Raw genomic sequence first — 18206 nt, forward strand, 5'->3', positions numbered from 1 at the left:
CCGGCGGGCGGGCGGTTGCTTCGCCTTCCCGGAAAGCCACCCAGCGGCTTACGGGGGCTTCTTCCGCGCACGCGGGTGGGCGGCGTCGTACACCTTGGCCAGGTGCTGAAAGTCGAGCCGCGTATAGACCTGCGTAGTGGTGATGTTGGCGTGGCCCAGCAGCTCCTGCACCGCGCGCAGGTCGCCGCTGCTTTGCAGCAGGTGGCTGGCGAACGAGTGGCGCAGCATGTGCGGATGTACCGGCGTGGTCAGCCCTGCCAGCTGGCTGCGCTGGCGCAGGCGCAGCCAGATCGACTGGGCCGTGAGCCGCTTGCCACGCTGGCCGACAAACAGGGCGGTATCGAGCCGCGCAGAGCCCTCGCCACCAAACGGTGTGGCCCGCAGCTGCAGCCATGCCTGCAGCGCGGCCGTCGCGGCGGCGCCCACCGGCACGCTGCGGCGCTTGCTGCCTTTGCCGAACACATGGGCTTCGCCCGCCTGCAGGTCCACCCAACCGCGGCCCTGGCGCTGGGTGTCGGCATTGGGGATGGCGTCGAGCCCCGCGAGTTCACCCACGCGCAGACCGCAGCCGTACAGCAGCTCCACCATGGCGGCGTCGCGCGCCTCCAGCCAGGGGTCGGCGCCGGTGTTGTCGAATTCTGCGAGCCTTACGGCGTCGTCCACGCCCAGCGCCTTGGGCAAGGGCTTGGGGGCCTTGGGGGCACGTACGTCTTGCACCGGGTTGTGCGGGATCAGCCCCTGCCGCCCCGCCCAGATGAAAAACCCGCGCCAGCCCGACAGAATGAGCGCAATGCCCCGCCCGCTGCGCCCGCCGCTGTGCATCTGCGCGACAAAGCGGCGGATGTGAGCGGTCTGCAACTGCAGCATCGGCACATTCACGCCAGCCGCAAACTGCGCCAGCTTTTCAAGGTCCAGCGTGTAGAGCGTGAGCGTGCGCGCGGCCAGCCGCTTTTCGACGCGCACATGCTCCAGGTAGCGCAGGACGTGGGGGTCCGGGGCGGGAGGCTTTTCAGACATGGTTGTTGCCTGGGCCGAGCCAACGCCGAGTTGCAGTGCGCCCCGGTGGCCGGGACTACTTCAGGCGCAGCAGGGCTGCACTGGCCAGCTCGGCCATGCGCGACAAGAAGTCGGTGCCCATGGTGGCATCAAAACGCTGCGGGTCTTGCGAGCCCAGCACCAGCAGGCCAAACGCGGGCGTGGCGCTGTCGATGGCGCCTTCGCGCAGCGGCAGCAGGGCCAGCGACTGCGCGGGCTCGCCGCCTTCCTGCGCCAGCCAGCCGGAGGGCTCAAAGCCCAGGTTGGGGCCGCAGAACGGCATGGTCAGCGACGAGGCAAACGCACGCGCGTCCTCGCTTGCGCCCTGGGTGAAATCGGCGTCGATGTAGGGTGCGGCCACCTCCCACACGCGCACCGCTGCCTGGGGCACATCGAACAGGGTGCGCACGCCATCGACCACGGCCTGGGGCAGGTCGAACGGGTCGCGCACCTGCAGCAGGCTGCTGGTCCACTGGTGCACCTTGTGGGCAATGGCGGCGTTCTCGGTGCTGTTGCGCACCATTTCCATGATGCGATGCTCCAGGCCCTTGATCTTCTCGCGCAGCATCTCGGCCTGGCGCTCCTGCAGGCTCACGGCGCGCGCACCGTGGGGGCTGGTGATCTGCACGCTGGCCAGCACCTCGGCATGGCGTTCGAAGAAACCCGGCGTGTTGGTGAGGAACTGGGCGATGTCGTCTTCGGTGATCGGTGGGATGTGGGTAGTCATACGAGCGTGTCGGGAATGTCGATCTGGCCTTCGAACACCGTGGTGGCCGGGCCGGTCATGAAAACGGAATCAGCCTCCTGGCCGCTCCAGGCAATAGTGAGGCGGCCGCCACGCGTGTCCACATGCACCTCGGGGTCGAGCAGGCCCAGCCGGATACCGCTGGCCACGGCCGCACAGGCGCCGGTTCCGCAGGCCAGCGTCTCGCCCGCGCCGCGCTCGAACACGCGCAGGCGCACATGGGAGCGGTCCACGATCTGCAGGTAGCCCGCGTTCACCCGCTGGGGAAAGCGCGCATGGCGCTCGATCAGCGGCCCGGTCTGCGCGACGGGAGCGGTGTCCACATCGTCCACCAGCTGCACCGCATGCGGATTGCCCATGGAGGCAACCGCTATCAAAACAGAAGCACTCTGGGCATATTCCTCTAGCGCCAGCGGCCACTTTTGCCCCGAACCCTGCTGCACAGGCGTGAGACCGGTGGTGTCGAACGGCACCTTGGCAGGGTCGAACTCGGGCCGGCCCATGTCCACCGTGACGCGGCCGTCGCCCGTGAGGCGGGGCGCAATCACGCCGCTTTTGGTCTGCACGCGGAGGGTGTCCTTGCCCGACAGGCCCCGGTCGTGCACAAAGCGCGCAAAGCAGCGCGCGCCGTTGCCGCACTGCTCCACCTCGCCGCCGTCGGCGTTGTGGATCACGTATTCAAAATCGATGCCGTCACCCGGCGAAGGACGCACGGTGAGGATCTGGTCGGCCCCCACGCCGAAGTGTCGGTCTGCCAGAAAGCGGTATTGGGCCGTACTCAGCCCCAGGCGGCCCTGGGTCTCGTCGAGCACCACAAAATCGTTGCCCGCGCCTTGCATTTTGGTGAAGCGAATCTGCATGGGATGGGATTATGGCCTCGGGCCTGCGCCTAACGGCCAGGCGGCGTAGGCTTGGCGCCTTTTCCACCTCTGCGCGCCTGCAACCACCACACCGGCCCCGCGCCGCAGCCACCAGGACCCCACCATGACCGATTTGTCCGCCTTCGCCATCACCCGCAAATGGCCCGCCCGGCACCCGGACCGCCTGCAGCTGTATTCGCTGCCCACACCCAATGGCGTGAAGGTGTCGATTGCGCTCGAAGAACTGGGCCTGCCGTACGAGCCGCACCTGGTGAGCTTTGAGACCAACGACCAGACCTCGCCCGAGTTCCTGTCACTCAACCCCAACAACAAGATCCCCGCCATTCTGGACCCCCAAGGCCCCGGCGGCCAGCCGCTGGCGCTGTTCGAGTCGGGAGCCATCCTGCTGTACCTGGCCGACAAGACCGGCCAGCTGATCCCCCCGGACGCTGCTGCGCGCTACGAAACCATCCAGTGGGTGATGTGGCAGATGGGCGGCGTGGGCCCCATGTTCGGCCAGCTCGGCTTCTTCCACAAATTCGCGGGCAAGGACTATGAGGACAAGCGCCCGCGCGACCGCTACGTGGCCGAGTCCAAACGCCTGCTGGGCGTGCTGAACCAGCACCTGGCAGGTCGCCAGTGGGTGATGGGCGAGCAGTACACCATCGCCGACATTGCCATCCTGCCCTGGGTGCGCAACCTGATCGGCTTTTATGGCGCGGGCGATCTGGTGGAGTTTGGCCAGTTCACAGAAGTGCAGCGCGTGCTGGATGCCTTTGTGGCGCGCCCGGCGGTGGCCCGGGGCCTCGCGATCCCGGCCCGCGGCTGAGCCGGGCGTGGTCGGCCGGAGGCCGGCCTGCAAGCCTGCGGACCCCTGGGCCCTCGGTTTTCGCAGGTTTCACGGCGATGCCGACCGCTGTACAGCCTGCCAGTGCTGATAATGGCCCGATGCCCCGCTCCAGCCAACAACTCCACCCCCACCGCGAACCCGTCGCCACCCGCCCCGCTGCCACCGTGCTGCTGCTGCGCGATGTGCCTGACGGCGGCGGGCTCGAAGTCCTCATGACCCGGCGCTCGGCCACGGCCAGTTTTGCGCCTGGCGCCTATGTGTTCCCCGGCGGGGGCATTGATGCGCTGGATGCTGCACCCGCCACCCACGCGGCCGCCGACCGGCGCGCCACGCAGAGCGACCTGCACCTCACCCAGGCGATTGCCGCCATCCGCGAGAGTTTTGAAGAACTGGGCGTGCTGCTGGCACGCCATGCCGAGGGCCCCCGCCAGGGGCAGATGGCCGACGCGCAGGACATTGCCGCCATCGACCGCCACCAGCCGTTTGCCGCGCAGTGCACCGCACGCGGACTGCGCCTGGCGGCCGATGGGGTGTACCTGCTGGCCCACTGGACGGCCGACCGCGACCTGGCCCGCCGCTTTGAGGTGCCCTTTCTGGTGGCCCGCATGCCCGAGGGCCAGGAGCCCGTGGCCGACGAGGCCGAGCAGTTCGAGCCCGTGTGGGTGCGCCCGGCCGACGCGCTGGCGCGGCACGAGGCGGGGCAGTTCTTCATGATCTTCCCCACCATCCGCACGCTGCAGCGCCTGGCCCAATTTGCCAGCACCCAGGCGGTGCTGGACGCCGTGGCGCACGAGCAGCCCCTGTGGGTGAGCTGCCCGCGCGCAGGCCTGCTGGCGGGCAAGGAAGCGCGCTACATGGAAGACGACATGCCGTTTGGCGAGCTGGCGCTGGTCTGCCCCGACGGCCAGATCGTGCACCCGCTGGACTGGCAGACCGAACGCCCAGTGCCGCTGCTGCGCAACGTGATGCGCCTGACCGCGCCCAACCCCGGTGTGATGACCGGCCCCGGCACCAACAGCTACCTGGTGGGCGACCCGGCCACGGGCTTCATCGCCATCGACCCCGGCCCGGCCGATACCGAGCACCTGGACAAGCTCTGGCGTGCAGCGGGGGGCGACATCCGCATGATTGTGTGCACCCACTCGCACGCCGACCATTCCCCCGGCGCCGCGCCGCTGCAGGCGATGTGCGTGCAGGCCGGCAAGGCGCGCCCGCCCGTCCTGGGCCTGCCGTCCGCCCCCACGGCCCGCGCGGCCAGCCAGTTCACCCCCGACCGGGCGCTACAAAATAATGAGCTGCTCGTGCTTGAAGGACTGGCACCTGAGGGCAAAATCACCCACACCCTGCAGGTGATCCACACCCCCGGCCATGCCGCCAACCACCTGTGCATGCTGCTGGTGGAAGACGCGCTGCTGTTCAGCGGCGACCACATCCTGAACGGCAGCACCACCGTGATCGACCCGCCAGACGGCAACATGGCCGACTACCTGGATTCGCTGGACCGGCTCGACGCGGCCTGCGCCGAGCACGGCGTGGAGTTCATCCTGCCCGCGCACGGCTACGTGCTGGGGGGCCCTGTCCTCGGCGCCCGCCATGCCATCGCCAAGCTCAAGGCCCACCGCCTGGCGCGCGAGGCCAAGGTGCTGGCCGCCATGCAGGCGCTGCCACAAGGCAGCATGGACGACTGGGTGCGGCAAGCCTACGACGACGTGCCGCAGCGCATGTGGCCGGTGGCCCAGCGCTCGCTGCTGGCGCATGTGGAGCGCATCCGCTCGCTGCAACCCGGCAACAACTGAGCCACAAGAACACCAAGACCGCCTTCATATTCAATGACCGACAAGAACCCCGACCCCACCCACATCCGCCTGGCCAAACGCGTGGCCGAACAACTGAACTGCTCGCGCAGCACGGCCGAGCAATTCATCGAGGGCGGCTTTGTGAGCGTGGACGGCCAGATTGAGGAAGCCCCTGGCGCCCGCGTGCGCCCCGATCAGGCCGTGGCCGTGGCGCCCGATGCCAGCTTGCTGGAGCTGACCCCGGTGACCTTGCTGCTGCACAAACCGGCAGGGTTTGAAGCCGGCCTGGGCCTGCCAGGCGCATCCACAGGGCAAGCGGCCCACGCCAGCCGCAGCCAGGGTGCGCCACAGGCGCTCACGCTGCTCAACGCCGCGTCGCACCTGCCGGAAGACGCCTCGGGCATCCGCGTGCTGCAGCGCCACTTCAAGCAGCTCGAATGCTTCACCCCCCTGCCCACCGAGGCCAGTGGGCTGGTGGTGTACACGCAGGACAAGCGCATCGCGCGCAAGCTGGCCGAAGACATCGAGTCGCTGGAGCAGGAATGCATCGTCGAGGTGAAGGGCGACATCGCGCCCAACGGCCTGCAGCGCCTGTGCCACGGCCTCACGTTCAATGGCCGCCCCCTGCCCCCCATCAAGGTGAGCTGGCAGAACGAGACCAAGCTGCGCTTTGCGCTCAAGGGCATTCGCCCGGGCCAGATCCCGGCCATGTGCGAAGCCGTGGGCCTGACCGTGGTGGGCATCAAGCGCATCCGCATTGGCCGCGTGCCGCTGGCCAAGGTGCCCGAGGGGCAATGGCGCTACCTGCAGCCGTGGGAGAAGTTCTGACGCGTCCTCCGCCACGCTGCGCCCCGCCCGTCTGACCGCGGAGCGCGGCACACATATGCTCCTAAATACATAGCTTCTAGCGCTTTAAAAACAAGCGCTTCAGGCCTTTTTGACTTGAATTTCCTGGCCCTGCGCCGCTGCTACACTGCGCAGCACTCTGGAGGGAGTTCATGCACACAAACCAATCGTCAGGCGGCGCAGCGGGGCCGATGTCCACCTTCATGCCGATGAACATCGACGCCCACCCGCTCGAATTCACCGGCAGCGGGGGCGAGTATTTCCGGGTCTGGATCGTCAACGTGCTGCTGTCCATCGTCACGCTCGGCATCTACACCCCCTGGGCGCGTCGCCGCACCGCCCAGTATTTCTATGGCCACACGCTGGTGGCTGGCAGCCCCCTCGAATTCACCGCGCAGCAGCGCAAGATGGTGATGGGCTTTGTGCTGCTGATGCTGCTGACCATTGCCTACAACCTGGCCGCCAACACCGGGCAGGACACGGCAGTGGGCCTGTTCCTGCTGGCGGGCGCAGCGCTTGCGCCTTTCATCTGGGCCAGCGCCATGCGGTTTCGCCTGGGGGCCACGCGCTGGCGCGGACTGCGGCTGCAATTTGCCGCCAGCTGGAAAGAGGTCTATCTCGCCAGCTGGCCGGTGTTTGCGCTGGCGCTACTGTGGTTTGGCGTGTTCTACGGCCTGCAGTTGCTGTCGCCCGACCTGGCGCAGGCCCTCGAAGCCATTGAAGAAGAAGGCAAGAAGCAACCCATGCCCCGCTTCACGCCCGCCATGGGCGGCCTGGTGCTGCTGGGCCTGGTGCTGTCGGTGCTCTGCGTGATCCGCACCGAGTACAACTTCAAGAGCCTCCTGGTGCTCAAGGCCCAAGTGGGCGCCGAGCGGGGCCGCTGGAAGCCGGTGTACATGGACTTCGTCAAGGTGTGGATGGCCACCGTGGCCGTGTTCATCCTGTGCGTGGTGGGTTTCTCGGCACTGATCGGCATCCTGGCAGGCAGCTCCATCGCCCTGGTGGCCAGCCAGAGCAACCGGCTGGGCCTGTGGATGTTTGTGGTGATCATCGTGTCCATCATCGCGGGCATCTTCATGCTGATCCTGGCATCGGCCCCCGCCCGCGCGTACCGCGAGGCGCGCATGTTCCAGCTGATGTGGAACAACATCGGCGTGAGCCATGTGGCGCGCTTCAAGTGCCACCTGAAAAGCGGCCAGTACGTGTGGCTGCGCATCAAGAACATGCTGCTCACCCTGCTGACGCTGGGGCTGTACCGCCCGTTTGCGCGGGTGAGCGAATACCGCATGAAGTGCGAGTCCGTCACCCTGCACGTCAAGGGCGGCGTGGAACAGGTGACCGGCGCCATGGTGCGCCAGCAGCAAGGGGGCCTGGGTGATGCGCTGGCCGACGCTGCGGGCCTGGACCTCATCGGTTGAGCATGCCCGAGCACACCGCCCTGCTCCCCGGGCGCTGGTTTGACGGCCAGAGCAGCAAGGCCCGGCCGGTGATGGTGAGCCTGCGGCCCACGCCACAAGGCCCATCGCTGGTGCTGCACCCGCTCTCGCAGCCGGGTGCCGGGCCGGTCGTGTTCGCCTGGAAGCAGGTGGGCTGGCCCGAGGCCTGGAACGAACGCAAGCCCCAGCCCCGCGTGGTCGTCGATCTGCGCGACCATGGCAGCGTGGAGATCGACGCCGTGACCGAATGGCGCGCGGCCCTGGCCGCTGCGGGCGAGCGCCCCGGCATCGCACAACGCATGCAGACCCGCTGGCCCGTGCTGCTGGGCGTGACGGTCGCCGCCGTCGTCGGCCTTACGCTGTTCTACCGCTACGGCACGCCCTGGGCGGCCACGCAGCTCACGCGGTTTGTGCCCCTCAGCTGGGAGACCAGCGTGGCCGAGAACGTGCTCCAGCAGATGGACAACGGCACCCTGAAGCCCAGCAAGCTGCCTTCGGCCCGGCAGGAGCAGCTCAAGGCGCGCTTTGACGCCCTGGTGCAGCACACACCCCCCGGACTGCAGCGCTATGCCGGCTACCGGCCGCCGCTGTCGCTGGAGTTCCGGTCCGGCATGGGCGCCAATGCCTTTGCACTGCCCGGCGGCAAGATCGTGATGACCGACGGCATCGTCAAGGCGGCCGCTGAAAAGGGCCTGGACGACAACGCCCTGGTGGGCGTGCTGGCCCACGAGGTGGGACACGTGGTGCAACGCCACACCACGCGCATGGTGGTGCAGCAGGGCGTACTCAGCATGGGCCTGGGGCTGGCGCTGGGGGATGTGTCGGGCGTCGTCTCTACCGGCGCGTCCTTGCTCACCGGCCTGGCCTACAGCCGCAGCCACGAGCGCGAGGCCGACTGCTACGCCATCGCCGTCATGCGCCACGCCGCACTGCCCACGGCGCCCATGGGCCAGCTGCTGCTGGCGATTGCGCGCGATGAGGACAACGAGGACACCGAGAAAAAGGACCCGAGCGAAGGCCCGGCCGCGGGTGCATCCACGCCGTCATCCAGCGCCCGTGCGCCCGACAGCGCAGCCCGCAAGCGCAAAACCGCCCAGGATGCCGCATCGCACCCTGTCTGGTCGCTGTTGAGCAGCCACCCGGACACGGTGGAGCGCGCGACCGAACTGGAGCGGGGACAGGCACCCCATTGCCCGAAAAGCTGAGCGCAGCGGTGCGAAGGGGCTGGTGCGCCCACCACGCAACCCTGTGCGGGCGGGGTCAGAAATAAAGTGTGAAGCGCGCCGATAAGCCGGATTCTGTGCACCACGGTTGCCCGCAGTGTGACCGCCATTAATCTGGGCCGGGTGTCGCCACCACGGCTCGGTGCTACCTACCCGCCAGCTCTGCGGAACCACATCAACGCTGGCCTACTTGGTATTGCTGCGCGTAGAGATTGCCCGTTTCACCCCCGGTGGTTTGCCTTGCGGCACTCCCCCGGGACTCGTCTCTGTTGCTCTGATCCTCACCTCACGGTGGGCAGCCGTTAGCTGCTACGCTGTCCTGTGCAGTCCGGACGTTCCTCCAGTGCCTGGTTTCCCAGATTGCACCAGCGGCGGTCTGGCGCGCTTCACAGGGTGTGATTATCGCCCACCGGCGGCCGGGCGCATGACGGTGTGCTGTGTCGGCCTGTGCGGATCAGATCACCTCAGTGCAACGCGCGATGCACATCGCGATATGGCCTGCGCCCTGCACGGTCGGGCGCGGCCTGAACCCATTCCCTGGCTATATCCATATCACCAGGGCCGTAGAACAACTGGTTCAGAATGCGCTCCACAACCTTCCCCTTTTGTCCAACCCGACACTTCACAGGAGACGCCATGAAAGTTGACAACATTCTGCAAACAATCGGCAACACACCCCACGTGCGCGTCAACCGCCTGTTCGGTCCGTCGGCCAACGTGTGGGTGAAGTCCGAACGCAGCAACCCCGGCGGCTCCATCAAGGACCGCATTGCGCTGTCGATGGTGGAAGACGCGGAGAAGTCTGGTGCGCTCAAACCCGGTGGCACCATCATCGAGCCCACCAGCGGCAACACTGGCATCGGCCTGGCGCTGGTGGCGGCCGTCAAGGGCTACAAGCTGATCCTCGTGATGCCCGACAGCATGAGCATCGAGCGCCGCCGCCTCATGCTGGCCTATGGCGCGCAGTTTGACCTGACACCGCGCGAAAAGGGCATGAAGGGCGCGATTGCCCGCGCGCAGGAGCTGCAGGCGCAGACGCCGGACTCGTGGATTCCGCAGCAGTTTGAAAACCCCGCCAACATCGACGTGCATGTGCGCACCACCGCACAGGAGATCCTGGCAGACTTCCCCGATGGGCTGGACGCGATCATCACTGGCGTCGGTACGGGCGGTCACCTCACGGGCACTGCGCGGGTGCTCAAGGCCAAATTTCCGCAGCTCAAGGTGTTTGCGGTGGAGCCCACGGCATCGCCCGTGATCTCGGGCGGCGCCCCTTCGCCCCACCCCATCCAGGGCATTGGCGCGGGCTTCATCCCCAAGAACCTCGACACCAGCGTGCTCGACGGCGTGATCCAGGTCGATGCCGAGCCGGCCCGCGAATATGCCCGCCGCTGCGCACGCGAAGAGGGCATGCTGGTGGGCATCTCGTCCGGCGCCACCCTGGCCGCCATTGCCCAGAAGCTGCCCGAGCTGCCCGCGGGCGCCAAGGTGCTGGGTTTCAACTACGACACGGGCGAGCGCTACCTGTCGGTGGAAGGCTTCCTGCCGGCCTGATGGCCGCCCCCCGCGCAGCGCGCTGTCACCAGGGCCCTTCGGGGCCCTTTTTTTTGGGCTGCGCAGCACAAGGCTACGGCCCGCCGTCCTACAGCGGCAATGCATACGGGCCAGAACAATCAGGATTCGCCCCGGCCGCACCCTTGCGGTGATTTCGCCGGAGCCCCTTCCAACGATTGCAACTGCCCATGGCCACGACCTCCGCGACAGACTCCCAGCCTATTGCGTTCAAGGTGCTCACCGTGAACGTGCACAAGGGTTTCACCACCTTCAACCGGCGCTTCATGCTGCATGAGCTGCGCGAGGCCGTGCGCGATGTGGCGGCGGATTTGGTGTTCTTGCAAGAAGTGCTGGGCACGCACCACCGGCACGCCAGCCGGCTGGCCAACTTTCCGCAGGTCCCGCACTACGAGTTTCTGGCCGACAGCATCTGGTCGCAGTACGCCTACGGGCGCAACGCGGTGTATGACAACGGCGACCACGGCAACGCGCTGCTGTCCAAGTTTCCGATCACGCATTACGAGAACCACGACATCTCGGTCAGCGGGCCCGAACGGCGCGGCATGCTGCACTCTGTGCTGCAGCCCCCCGGGCACCATCTGCCGGTGCACGCGGTGTGTGTGCACCTGGGCCTGCAAGAGTCGCACCGGCAGCACCAGCTGCGCCGTGTGTGCGATCTGGTCAACAGCTTTCCGTCGCACGAGCCGGTGGTGCTGGCGGGCGACTTCAACGACTGGCGCCACCGCGCCCACCGGGTGCTGCAGCACGAGGCAGGCTTGCAGGAGGTGTTCGTACAGGCCTTTGGTCGAGCGGTGCGCACGTTTCCAGCGTCGATGCCGCTGCTGGCGCTGGACCGCATCTACGTGCGCAACGCGGCCGTGCACTCGCCGCTGGCTTTGCCCAAAAAGCCCTGGGACAAGCTCTCGGACCATGCGCCCCTGGCGGCGGAGATCCTGCTATGAAGCGCCCCACTTTTCGTCCGCCCCGCTCGTCCCGCTGGGTTCCGGGCAACCACTTCGAGTTGCTCGAAAACGGCGAGGCATTCTTTCCGCGCGTGTTCCAGGCCATCGCCGACGCCCGGCGCGAGGTGATGCTGGAGACCTTCATCCTGTTCGAGGACAAGATCGGCCAGCAACTGCATGCCGCGCTCCTGGGGGCCGCGCGGCGCGGCGTGGACGTGCATGTGCTGGTGGACGGCTTTGGCTCGCCCGACCTGTCGGACCAGTTTGTCGGCAGCCTGGTGGAGGCGGGCGTGCACTTTCGCATCTTTGACCCGGGCCGCCGTTTACTGGGCCAGCGCCTCAACATGCTGCGCCGCATGCACCGCAAGATCGTGGTGGTGGACGGGCACCTGGGGTTCATCGGCGGCATCAACTACTCGGCCGACCATGTGGCCGACTTTGGCCCTGAGGCCAAGCAGGACTACGCCGTGCAGGTGCGCGGCCCCATCGTGGCGCAGATGCACCACTTCACCCGCGAGGCCGTGCTCAGCCGCCAGGAGCGCAAGCGCCACCAGGCCGCAGGCATCACCGGGCGCCCGCATGTGGGCACAGCCCATGCCATGTTCGTGACGCGCGACAACCAGCAGCACACCAACGACATCGAGCGCCACTACCGGGTGGCCCTGCGCTCAGCGCGCAGCCGGGTGGTGATTGCCAACGCCTACTTCTTCCCCGGCTACCGGCTCATCCGCGAGATGCGGCGCGCCGCCCAGCGCGGGGTGGATGTGCGCATCATCCTGCAAGGCCAACCGGACATGCCCATCGTGAAGACGGCGGCCAGCCTGCTTTACGACCACCTGCAGCGCGCAGGGGTGCGGGTGTACGAATACTGCGACCGCCCGCTGCACGGCAAGGTGGCACTGGTGGACGAGGACTGGTCCACCGTAGGCTCCAGCAACCTCGACCCGCTGAGCCTGTCGCTGAACCTGGAGGCCAACGTCATCATCCAGGACCGGGCCTTCAACGCCCACCTGCACCGCCGCCTGTCGCACCTGATGGAGCACAGCTGCAAGCAGGTGGAAGCCACCGCGCCAGGGCGCTGGAACGGCCTGCGCCTGCTGCGCAGCTACGCCGTGTTCCATCTGATGCGCTGGTTCCCCGCGTGGGCGGGCTGGCTGCCCCGGCACGAACCCACGATCACGCTCGCCAACCCGGGGGCGGGTGCGGCAGCGCCCGCAGGCAGCCCCGCCACCTGAGCTGGCAGGCGCACACCATGGCCACCCCCACGCTGCACGCGGACTCCCAGACGGGCGGCGCCACCGATGCCCTGCACGCGCCCTCCCGCAAGCGCAGCGACCGCTACAGCACCCGTGGCTGGCGCCACTGGCCGCAGCAGGCCTGGTGGCCCTGGCTCACGCGGGGGGTTGCCGTCGCCTTCTTTGCGGTGGTGGCCACGCTGATCTTTCGGCAGGCGCGCACGGTGGACTGGCCGGCCGTGCTGCAGGCCCTGCGCGACCTGCCCGCCACCGCACTGGCCCTGGGCGGCGCGCTGGCACTGCTGAGCCACTTCACCTACGGCAGCTTTGACTGGGTGGGGCGCCATTGCAGCGGCCACCGGCTGGCGCGCGGTACCACCCTGGCCATTGCCATGACGAGCTACCCGTTCACGCTCAACCTGGGCTCACTGATCGGGGGCGTGGGCGTGCGCTACCGGCTGTACGACCGGCGCGGCGTGGACCCCGGCACCATCGGCCAGGTGGTGGGCACCAGCATCGTGACCAACTGGGTCGGCTACCTGCTGCTGGCCGGGGTGCTGGCCTGGCTGTGGCAGCCGCCTGCGATGGCCGGGTGGACGGTAGCGCCCTGGCAGTGGCACCTGGGCGGCACGGTGCTGGGCAGCTTGCCGCTGGCGTACCTGGCACTGTGCGCGGTGCGCAGGGGCCGCGCGCTCACGCTGCGGGGCCACGCTTTTCCGCTGCCGCGCTGGCCGGTGGCGCTGTGGCAAATCGCGGCATCGGCCACCAACTGGATGCTGATGGGCGCCGCACTGTGGACGGTGCTGCAACACCAGATGCCCTACCCCGCCGCACTGGCCACCGTGCTGCTGGGGGCCGTGGCTGGGTTGGTGCTGCGCGTGCCTGCAGGCCTGGGCGTGCTGGAGGCCGTGGGTGTGGCGCTGCTGGCCACCGACGCATTGGGGCAGGAACAGGTGCTGGCGGCACTGCTCGCCTACCGGGCGCTGTACTACTTTGGGCCGCTGCTGCTGGCGGCCGTGGCACTGGGTGCGGCCGAGCTGCGATGGCGCCAGCGGCCTGCCCAGGACGCCTAAACACGTCCTGACAACAAAAATTCAGCCAAAACCGCCGGAAGCGCTAGTGCAACATGCCTTGATTGCTATCATTTTTATATAGCCAGCGCCTCCCGCACCCCAGTCGCGCAGGCCGGCGGGGTTCCGCCCGCTGCGCAGACCCCGTATCATCCCGGCCCCACGCCATTGCTTTTCGCCCGATCGACACGGGCCCGCAAGACCATGATCCGACTCTCCGAAATCCGGCTGCCGTTCACCGCTGCCGAAGCCCCCGAGGCGCCCCTGCGCGCCGCTGCCGCCCAAATTCTGGGCCTGGCCGACGCCGACATTGCGCACCTGCACGTCTTCAAGCGCAGCTTTGACGCGCGCAAGGCCGACCTGCTGGCGGTGTACATCGTGGACGTGACGCTGGCCCAGCCTGAGCGCGAAGCCGCCCTGCTGGCAAAGTTTGCGGGCAACCCGCACATCCAACCCACGCCCGACATGGCCTGGCACCCCGTGGGCCAGGCGCCTGCCGAACTGCCCCTGCGCCCCGTGGTGGTGGGCTTTGGGCCCTGCGGCATTTTTGCGGCGCTGGTGCTGGCACAAATGGGCTTCAAGCCCATCGTGCTGGAGCGCGGTAAAACCGTGCGCGAGCGCACCAAAGACACCTGGGGCCTGTGGCGCAAGCGCGAGCTGCATGCCGAAAGCAATGTGCAGTTTGGCGAAGGCGGCGCTGGCACGTTCAGCGACGGCAAGCTCTACAGCCAGATCAAGGACCCGCGCCACCTGGGCCGCAAGGTGATGAACGAGTTCGTCAAGGCCGGTGCGCCCGAAGAAATCCTGTACGTGGCCCACCCGCACATCGGCACTTTCAAACTGGTGAAGGTGGTGGAGAGCTTGCGCGAACAGATCATTGCGCTGGGCGGCGAGGTGCGCTTTGAACAGCGCGTGACGGACGTCATCGTGGAAGGCACAGGCGACGCGCGCCACCTGCGCGGCCTGAAGGTGCTGAACCAGGCCACGGGCGAGACCACCGAGCTGCGCGCCGACCATGTGGTGATGGCGCTGGGCCACAGCTCGCGCGACACCTTTGCCATGCTGTACCAGCGCGGCGTGGCCATGGAGGCCAAGCCGTTTTCCATTGGCTTTCGCATCGAGCACCCGCAGGGCGTGATCGACCGCGCGCGCTGGGGCCGCCACGCGGGCCACCCGCTGCTGGGCGCGGCCGACTACAAGCTGGTGCACCACGCCGCCAATGGCCGTGCGGTGTACAGCTTTTGCATGTGCCCCGGCGGCACCGTGGTGGCCGCCACCAGCGAGCCGAACCGCGTGGTGACCAACGGCATGAGCCAGTACTCGCGCAACGAACGCAACGCCAACGCGGGCATGGTGGTGGGCATCGATCCACGCGACTACCCCACCGACCCCGCAGCTTTTGAGATGCATCTGGGCCAGACCTACGGCGCGGAAAGCCTGCCCGCAGGGCAGTTCCACCCGCTGGCGGGCAGCGTGCTGCAGCGCCAGCTCGAATCCAACGCCTTTGTGCTGGGCGGGCGCGACTACAGCGCGCCAGGCCAGCTGGTGGGCGATTTCATCGCCGGCAAGCCCTCTACCCAGCTGGGCGATGTGGAGCCGTCGTACAAGCCCGGCGTGGCCCTGGGCGACCTGCACGCCGCCCTGCCCGGCTACGCCATCGAGGCGCTGCGCGAGGCACTGCCCGTGTTCGGCCGCAAGATCAAGGGCTTTGACATGCACGATGCGGTGCTCACGGGCGTGGAGACACGCACCTCGTCGCCGCTCAAGATTGGCCGTGGCGACAACTTGCAAAGCCTGAACACGCCCGGCCTGTACCCGGCGGGTGAAGGCGCAAGCTACGCGGGCGGCATTCTGTCGGCCGGCGTGGATGGCATCAAGGTGGGCGAGGCCGTCGCCCGCAGCCTGCTGGGCGCAGCGGGCTGACCTGCCCCCGGGCGGTGCAGGCCAGTGGCACCGCTTACTTGCGCTGCAAAAAGTCCACGGCCAGCGCCGCCAGCGAGCGCGCACCCACGGGCAGCTGGTCTTCGTCGATGTCGAACAGCGCAGAGTGGTTGGGCGGAGCCTTGGCAAATTCCTTGCCCTTGGGCGGCGCGCCCAGGAAGTAGAAGAAGCCGGGCACGACCTTCTGGAACTCCGAGAAGTCCTCCGACCCTGCGACCTTGGGGATCACCATGGTCTTGCCGCCCATGGCCAGATTCAGCGCGGGCAGCGAGGCCTGCGTGAGCGGCGCGGGGTTGGTGGTCACGGGGTAGGCCACGGGGCCAAAACGCACGCTGGCCTTGGCGCCGCTGGCAGCAGCAATCGACTCGGCCGTGGTGGTGATGCGCTTGAGCGCTTCCTGGCGCATGTCTTCGTCAAACGTGCGCAGCGTGCCCATCATTTCCACCTTGTCGGGGATGATGTTGTAGCGCGTGCCGCCCTGGATCTGGCCGATGGTGACCACGGCGGGCTCCTGGCTGATGTTGAGCTGGCGGCTCACCACGGTCTGCAGGCCCATCACCACCTGGCTGGCGGCCACGATGGGGTCGATGGTGGCCCAGGGCGACGAGCCATGGCCGCCGCGCCCTTCCACATGGATGGTGATGTTGTCCGACCCGGCCATCAGCGGGCCGCTGCGGTAGCCCACCACGCCACCAGGCAGGTTGGAGGTGATGTGCAGGCCGTAGATGGCCTGCACGTCCTTGAGCGCACCGGCTTCGATCATGGCCTTGGCGCCGAAGCTGGGCACCTTGCCATTGGCATCGGGCTCCACCGGCGCACCCTCTTCGGCGGGCTGGAAGATGAATTTCACCGTGCCGGGCAGCTGGGCCTTCATGCCCGCCAGCACCTCAGCCGCGCCCATCAGCATGGCGGTGTGGGCGTCATGGCCGCAGGCGTGCATCACGGGCACTTCCTTGCCCAGGTAGTTGGCCTTGGCCTTACTGGCAAATGGCAGGCCGGTGTTCTCCAGCACCGGCAGCGCGTCCATGTCGGCGCGCAGGGCCACCACCTTGCCAGGCAGGCCGCCCTTGAGCGTGCCCACCACGCCGGTGCCGCCCACGCCGGTCTGCACCTCCATGCCCAGCTTCTTCAGGTGCTCGGCCACGAGCTTAGCGGTGCGCACCTCCTGGCCCGAGAGTTCGGGGTGGGCATGGATGTCGCGGCGCCAGTTGACCATCTTGGGCGCCACGGCCGTCACGGCGGCGTCGATGGCCTGCAGGCCGGTGGCATCCAGGGCCTGGGCCTGGGCGGACGATGCGAACGTCAGCCCGCTGAGAAGCAGGCCGGTGGCCAGCGAGATGGCAGAGAGGGGTTTGTGCATGAGGCAGATCCGTGCAGGAAGTGAAAACAAAAAGGAACGCAGCAAAAAACCGCACGTTCATGCTACGGGCCCACCCCACGCTGTAGGCAAGTGAAAATGGCCATCCACAAAGCCAATATCGCCATGCCCCGTTCTTCTGTCCTGTCTGCGACGGCACCGGTTTTTCGCATCGACATCCCGCTGCTGCCCGAATCGGCGGTGGGCAACGCACTGCAGTTCATCGACCTCTTGCGCAGCGCCAATCTGCTGGCCGGCTTGCGGGGAGGAGCCGGCTCGCCCCGTTTGACTTGGCGGCTGCTGGATGCCCAGGGCCGGCCCCTGCAGCACCAGCCGGGCCCGCTGGCGGCCTACACGCAGCCTGCGGCGGCACTGGCCGACGGCCCCGCGCTGGCCTGGTTCATCCCTTCGTTCCACGCAGCCGACATCCCGGCCATCCGCGATGTGGCGGCGCGCCACAGGGCCCTCTCGCGCCAGATCGGCATTGCGCTGGATGCCGGGCACAAGGTGCTTACCGTGGGCAATGGTGCCTGGCTGGCGGCGCAGAGCGGGCGCCTGCAGGGCCGCCGCGGCTGCCTGCCGTGGTTCTACCTGGCCGGGTTTGAGCGGGACTTTCCCGAGGTGGTGCTGGACGCCGGCCACGACCTGAGCGATGACGGCTCCTGGCTCAGCTGCGCGCTGCCCCACAGCCTGGGTGAAATGGCCGTTGCCCTGGTGCGCCATGCACTGGGCGATGCGCTGGCCCAGACCTGCGCCAGCGTGCTGCGGCCCGACCACGAACGCGCCCAAGCTGCGCTGCAGGCCAACGCGCAGCAGCACATCCCCGCCACACGCGACAGCACCCTGGCCCGCGCCATGGCCTGGATGGAGACCCATCTGGACGAGCCCTACTCGCTGGCCCGACTGGCCGAGGCGGCGGCGGTGAGCCCGCGCACCTTGCTGCGGCACTTCCAGCAGGAGCTGTCGCAGTCGCCGCTGGACCACCTGCACAGCCTGCGCTGCGCACGCGCCAAGGTGCTGCTGGAGGTGACGCTGGAGAGCGTGCCCAGCATTGCGGTGGCCTGCGGCTATGCCGACCCGGCTGCGTTCCGCCGCATCTTTGTGCGCCACACCGGCATGGCACCGGGGGAGTACCGCAAGCGCCACGCCTTGCGCGCGCCCCGCAGGCGCTGGCGGGTGGATGTGGGGGCTTGAGACGCAGCAGCCTCTCTGCCCCGCTGCGAACGCGGCTCCACCACCGTCCCTCCTTGACCTGAATCAACACCCGCAGCGGACAGCGCGCAACACTGGAAGCCC

Annotated in this window: 15 protein-coding genes and 1 other RNA gene; 11 read left to right on the top strand and 5 right to left on the bottom strand. The window is 68.0% G+C overall.

Annotated features, from left to right (window positions below):
• Nucleotides 1–48: 48 nt before the first annotated feature.
• Genes ASD94_RS20050 through dapF form a run of 3 tightly spaced genes read right to left on the bottom strand, consistent with a single transcriptional unit; the run spans nucleotide 49 to nucleotide 2640 of the window.
• Complete coding sequence (locus ASD94_RS20050; RefSeq protein ID WP_056646780.1) at nucleotides 49–1017, bottom strand: tyrosine recombinase XerC; 969 nt, start codon at nucleotides 1015–1017, stop codon at nucleotides 49–51.
• Between the two features lie 55 nt (nucleotides 1018–1072).
• Nucleotides 1073–1762, bottom strand: a complete 690-nt coding sequence (locus ASD94_RS20055) for a DUF484 family protein (RefSeq protein WP_056646782.1) — start codon at nucleotides 1760–1762, stop codon at nucleotides 1073–1075.
• Entirely contained in the window at nucleotides 1759–2640 is an 882-nt protein-coding gene (dapF, locus tag ASD94_RS20060; RefSeq protein WP_056646785.1) for a diaminopimelate epimerase, read from the bottom strand. The genes ASD94_RS20055 and dapF overlap by 4 nt, the downstream gene beginning before the upstream one ends.
• Nucleotides 2641–2764: 124 nt before the next feature.
• On the opposite strand from dapF, the gene ASD94_RS20065 reads away from it, so the two are divergent.
• The 5 genes from ASD94_RS20065 to ASD94_RS20085 all read left to right on the top strand — a co-directional run bounded on the left by ASD94_RS20065 (nucleotide 2765) and on the right by ASD94_RS20085 (nucleotide 8773).
• Complete coding sequence (locus tag ASD94_RS20065; RefSeq protein ID WP_056646787.1) at nucleotides 2765–3469, top strand: glutathione S-transferase N-terminal domain-containing protein; 705 nt, start codon at nucleotides 2765–2767, stop codon at nucleotides 3467–3469.
• 119 nt (nucleotides 3470–3588) lie between these two features.
• The gene (locus tag ASD94_RS20070; RefSeq protein ID WP_056646791.1) at nucleotides 3589–5286 is read left to right on the top strand and encodes an MBL fold metallo-hydrolase; all 1698 of its coding nucleotides are present in this window, start codon (nucleotides 3589–3591) and stop codon (nucleotides 5284–5286) included.
• Nucleotides 5287–5319: 33 nt separating this feature from the next.
• Nucleotides 5320–6114: an rRNA pseudouridine synthase gene (locus ASD94_RS20075; protein WP_056646793.1), complete on the top strand. Its 795-nt coding sequence runs from the start codon at nucleotides 5320–5322 to the stop codon at nucleotides 6112–6114.
• A 170-nt stretch (nucleotides 6115–6284) separates the two neighbouring features.
• Nucleotides 6285–7550 carry a YjgN family protein gene (locus tag ASD94_RS20080; protein ID WP_056646795.1) on the top strand — a complete coding sequence of 422 codons (1266 nt, stop codon included), beginning with the start codon at nucleotides 6285–6287 and terminating at the stop codon, nucleotides 7548–7550.
• A gap of 2 nt (nucleotides 7551–7552) precedes the next feature.
• Nucleotides 7553–8773: a M48 family metallopeptidase gene (locus ASD94_RS20085; protein WP_056646797.1), complete on the top strand. Its 1221-nt coding sequence runs from the start codon at nucleotides 7553–7555 to the stop codon at nucleotides 8771–8773.
• A gap of 66 nt (nucleotides 8774–8839) precedes the next feature.
• On the opposite strand, the gene rnpB is transcribed toward ASD94_RS20085, so the two are convergent.
• An RNA gene (gene rnpB, locus ASD94_RS21610) (RNase P RNA component class A) lies at nucleotides 8840–9179 on the bottom strand.
• Nucleotides 9180–9427: 248 nt separating this feature from the next.
• Here rnpB and cysK point away from each other — a divergent pair.
• The 5 genes from cysK (at nucleotide 9428) to ASD94_RS20110 (ending at nucleotide 15535) form a co-directional block, all read left to right on the top strand.
• Complete coding sequence (gene cysK / locus ASD94_RS20090; protein WP_056646800.1) at nucleotides 9428–10345, top strand: cysteine synthase A; 918 nt, start codon at nucleotides 9428–9430, stop codon at nucleotides 10343–10345.
• Between the two features lie 188 nt (nucleotides 10346–10533).
• Nucleotides 10534–11307: an endonuclease/exonuclease/phosphatase family protein gene (locus ASD94_RS20095; RefSeq protein ID WP_056646803.1), complete on the top strand. Its 774-nt coding sequence runs from the start codon at nucleotides 10534–10536 to the stop codon at nucleotides 11305–11307.
• A complete protein-coding gene (clsB, locus tag ASD94_RS20100; RefSeq protein ID WP_056646806.1) occupies nucleotides 11304–12542 on the top strand; it encodes a cardiolipin synthase ClsB in 1239 nt (412 codons plus the stop codon). The genes ASD94_RS20095 and clsB overlap by 4 nt, the downstream gene beginning before the upstream one ends.
• Before the next feature lie 17 nt (nucleotides 12543–12559).
• Nucleotides 12560–13615: a lysylphosphatidylglycerol synthase domain-containing protein gene (locus tag ASD94_RS20105; protein ID WP_056646809.1), complete on the top strand. Its 1056-nt coding sequence runs from the start codon at nucleotides 12560–12562 to the stop codon at nucleotides 13613–13615.
• A 201-nt stretch (nucleotides 13616–13816) separates the two neighbouring features.
• A complete protein-coding gene (locus ASD94_RS20110; protein ID WP_056646812.1) occupies nucleotides 13817–15535 on the top strand; it encodes an NAD(P)/FAD-dependent oxidoreductase in 1719 nt (572 codons plus the stop codon).
• 34 nt (nucleotides 15536–15569) lie between these two features.
• Here the strand turns inward: ASD94_RS20110 and ASD94_RS20115 are convergent, their stop codons facing one another.
• Entirely contained in the window at nucleotides 15570–16913 is a 1344-nt protein-coding gene (locus tag ASD94_RS20115; protein ID WP_056646815.1) for an amidohydrolase, read from the bottom strand.
• Between the two features lie 123 nt (nucleotides 16914–17036).
• Between ASD94_RS20115 and ASD94_RS20120 the strand changes: the two genes are divergently transcribed.
• Nucleotides 17037–18104 (top strand): GlxA family transcriptional regulator, encoded by a 1068-nt coding sequence (locus ASD94_RS20120; protein ID WP_056647627.1) that lies wholly within the window; start codon nucleotides 17037–17039, stop codon nucleotides 18102–18104.
• The last annotated feature ends 102 nt before the right edge of the window (nucleotides 18105–18206 follow it).

It is taken from the genome of Acidovorax sp. Root70 (assembly GCF_001428225.1).
In the GTDB taxonomy this organism is placed as follows: Bacteria; Pseudomonadota; Gammaproteobacteria; order Burkholderiales; family Burkholderiaceae_C; genus Acidovorax.

Excerpts from the sequence above, each read along its gene's own strand:
- ASD94_RS20070 (WP_056646791.1), top strand. The coding sequence starts at position 3,589 with ATGCCCCGCTCCAGCCAACAACTCCACCCCCACCGCGAACCCGTCGCC.
- ASD94_RS20055 (WP_056646782.1), bottom strand. The coding sequence starts at position 1,762 with ATGACTACCCACATCCCACCGATCACCGAAGACGACATCGCCCAGTTC.
- clsB (WP_056646806.1), top strand. The coding sequence starts at position 11,304 with ATGAAGCGCCCCACTTTTCGTCCGCCCCGCTCGTCCCGCTGGGTTCCG.
- ASD94_RS20075 (WP_056646793.1), top strand. The coding sequence starts at position 5,320 with ATGACCGACAAGAACCCCGACCCCACCCACATCCGCCTGGCCAAACGC.
- ASD94_RS20095 (WP_056646803.1), top strand. The coding sequence starts at position 10,534 with ATGGCCACGACCTCCGCGACAGACTCCCAGCCTATTGCGTTCAAGGTG.
- cysK (WP_056646800.1), top strand. The coding sequence starts at position 9,428 with ATGAAAGTTGACAACATTCTGCAAACAATCGGCAACACACCCCACGTG.
- dapF (WP_056646785.1), bottom strand. The coding sequence starts at position 2,640 with ATGCAGATTCGCTTCACCAAAATGCAAGGCGCGGGCAACGATTTTGTG.
- ASD94_RS20050 (WP_056646780.1), bottom strand. The coding sequence starts at position 1,017 with ATGTCTGAAAAGCCTCCCGCCCCGGACCCCCACGTCCTGCGCTACCTG.
- ASD94_RS20080 (WP_056646795.1), top strand. The coding sequence starts at position 6,285 with ATGCACACAAACCAATCGTCAGGCGGCGCAGCGGGGCCGATGTCCACC.
- ASD94_RS20085 (WP_056646797.1), top strand. The coding sequence starts at position 7,553 with ATGCCCGAGCACACCGCCCTGCTCCCCGGGCGCTGGTTTGACGGCCAG.
- ASD94_RS20105 (WP_056646809.1), top strand. The coding sequence starts at position 12,560 with ATGGCCACCCCCACGCTGCACGCGGACTCCCAGACGGGCGGCGCCACC.
- ASD94_RS20110 (WP_056646812.1), top strand. The coding sequence starts at position 13,817 with ATGATCCGACTCTCCGAAATCCGGCTGCCGTTCACCGCTGCCGAAGCC.
- ASD94_RS20065 (WP_056646787.1), top strand. The coding sequence starts at position 2,765 with ATGACCGATTTGTCCGCCTTCGCCATCACCCGCAAATGGCCCGCCCGG.
- ASD94_RS20115 (WP_056646815.1), bottom strand. The coding sequence starts at position 16,913 with ATGCACAAACCCCTCTCTGCCATCTCGCTGGCCACCGGCCTGCTTCTC.
- ASD94_RS20120 (WP_056647627.1), top strand. The coding sequence starts at position 17,037 with ATGCCCCGTTCTTCTGTCCTGTCTGCGACGGCACCGGTTTTTCGCATC.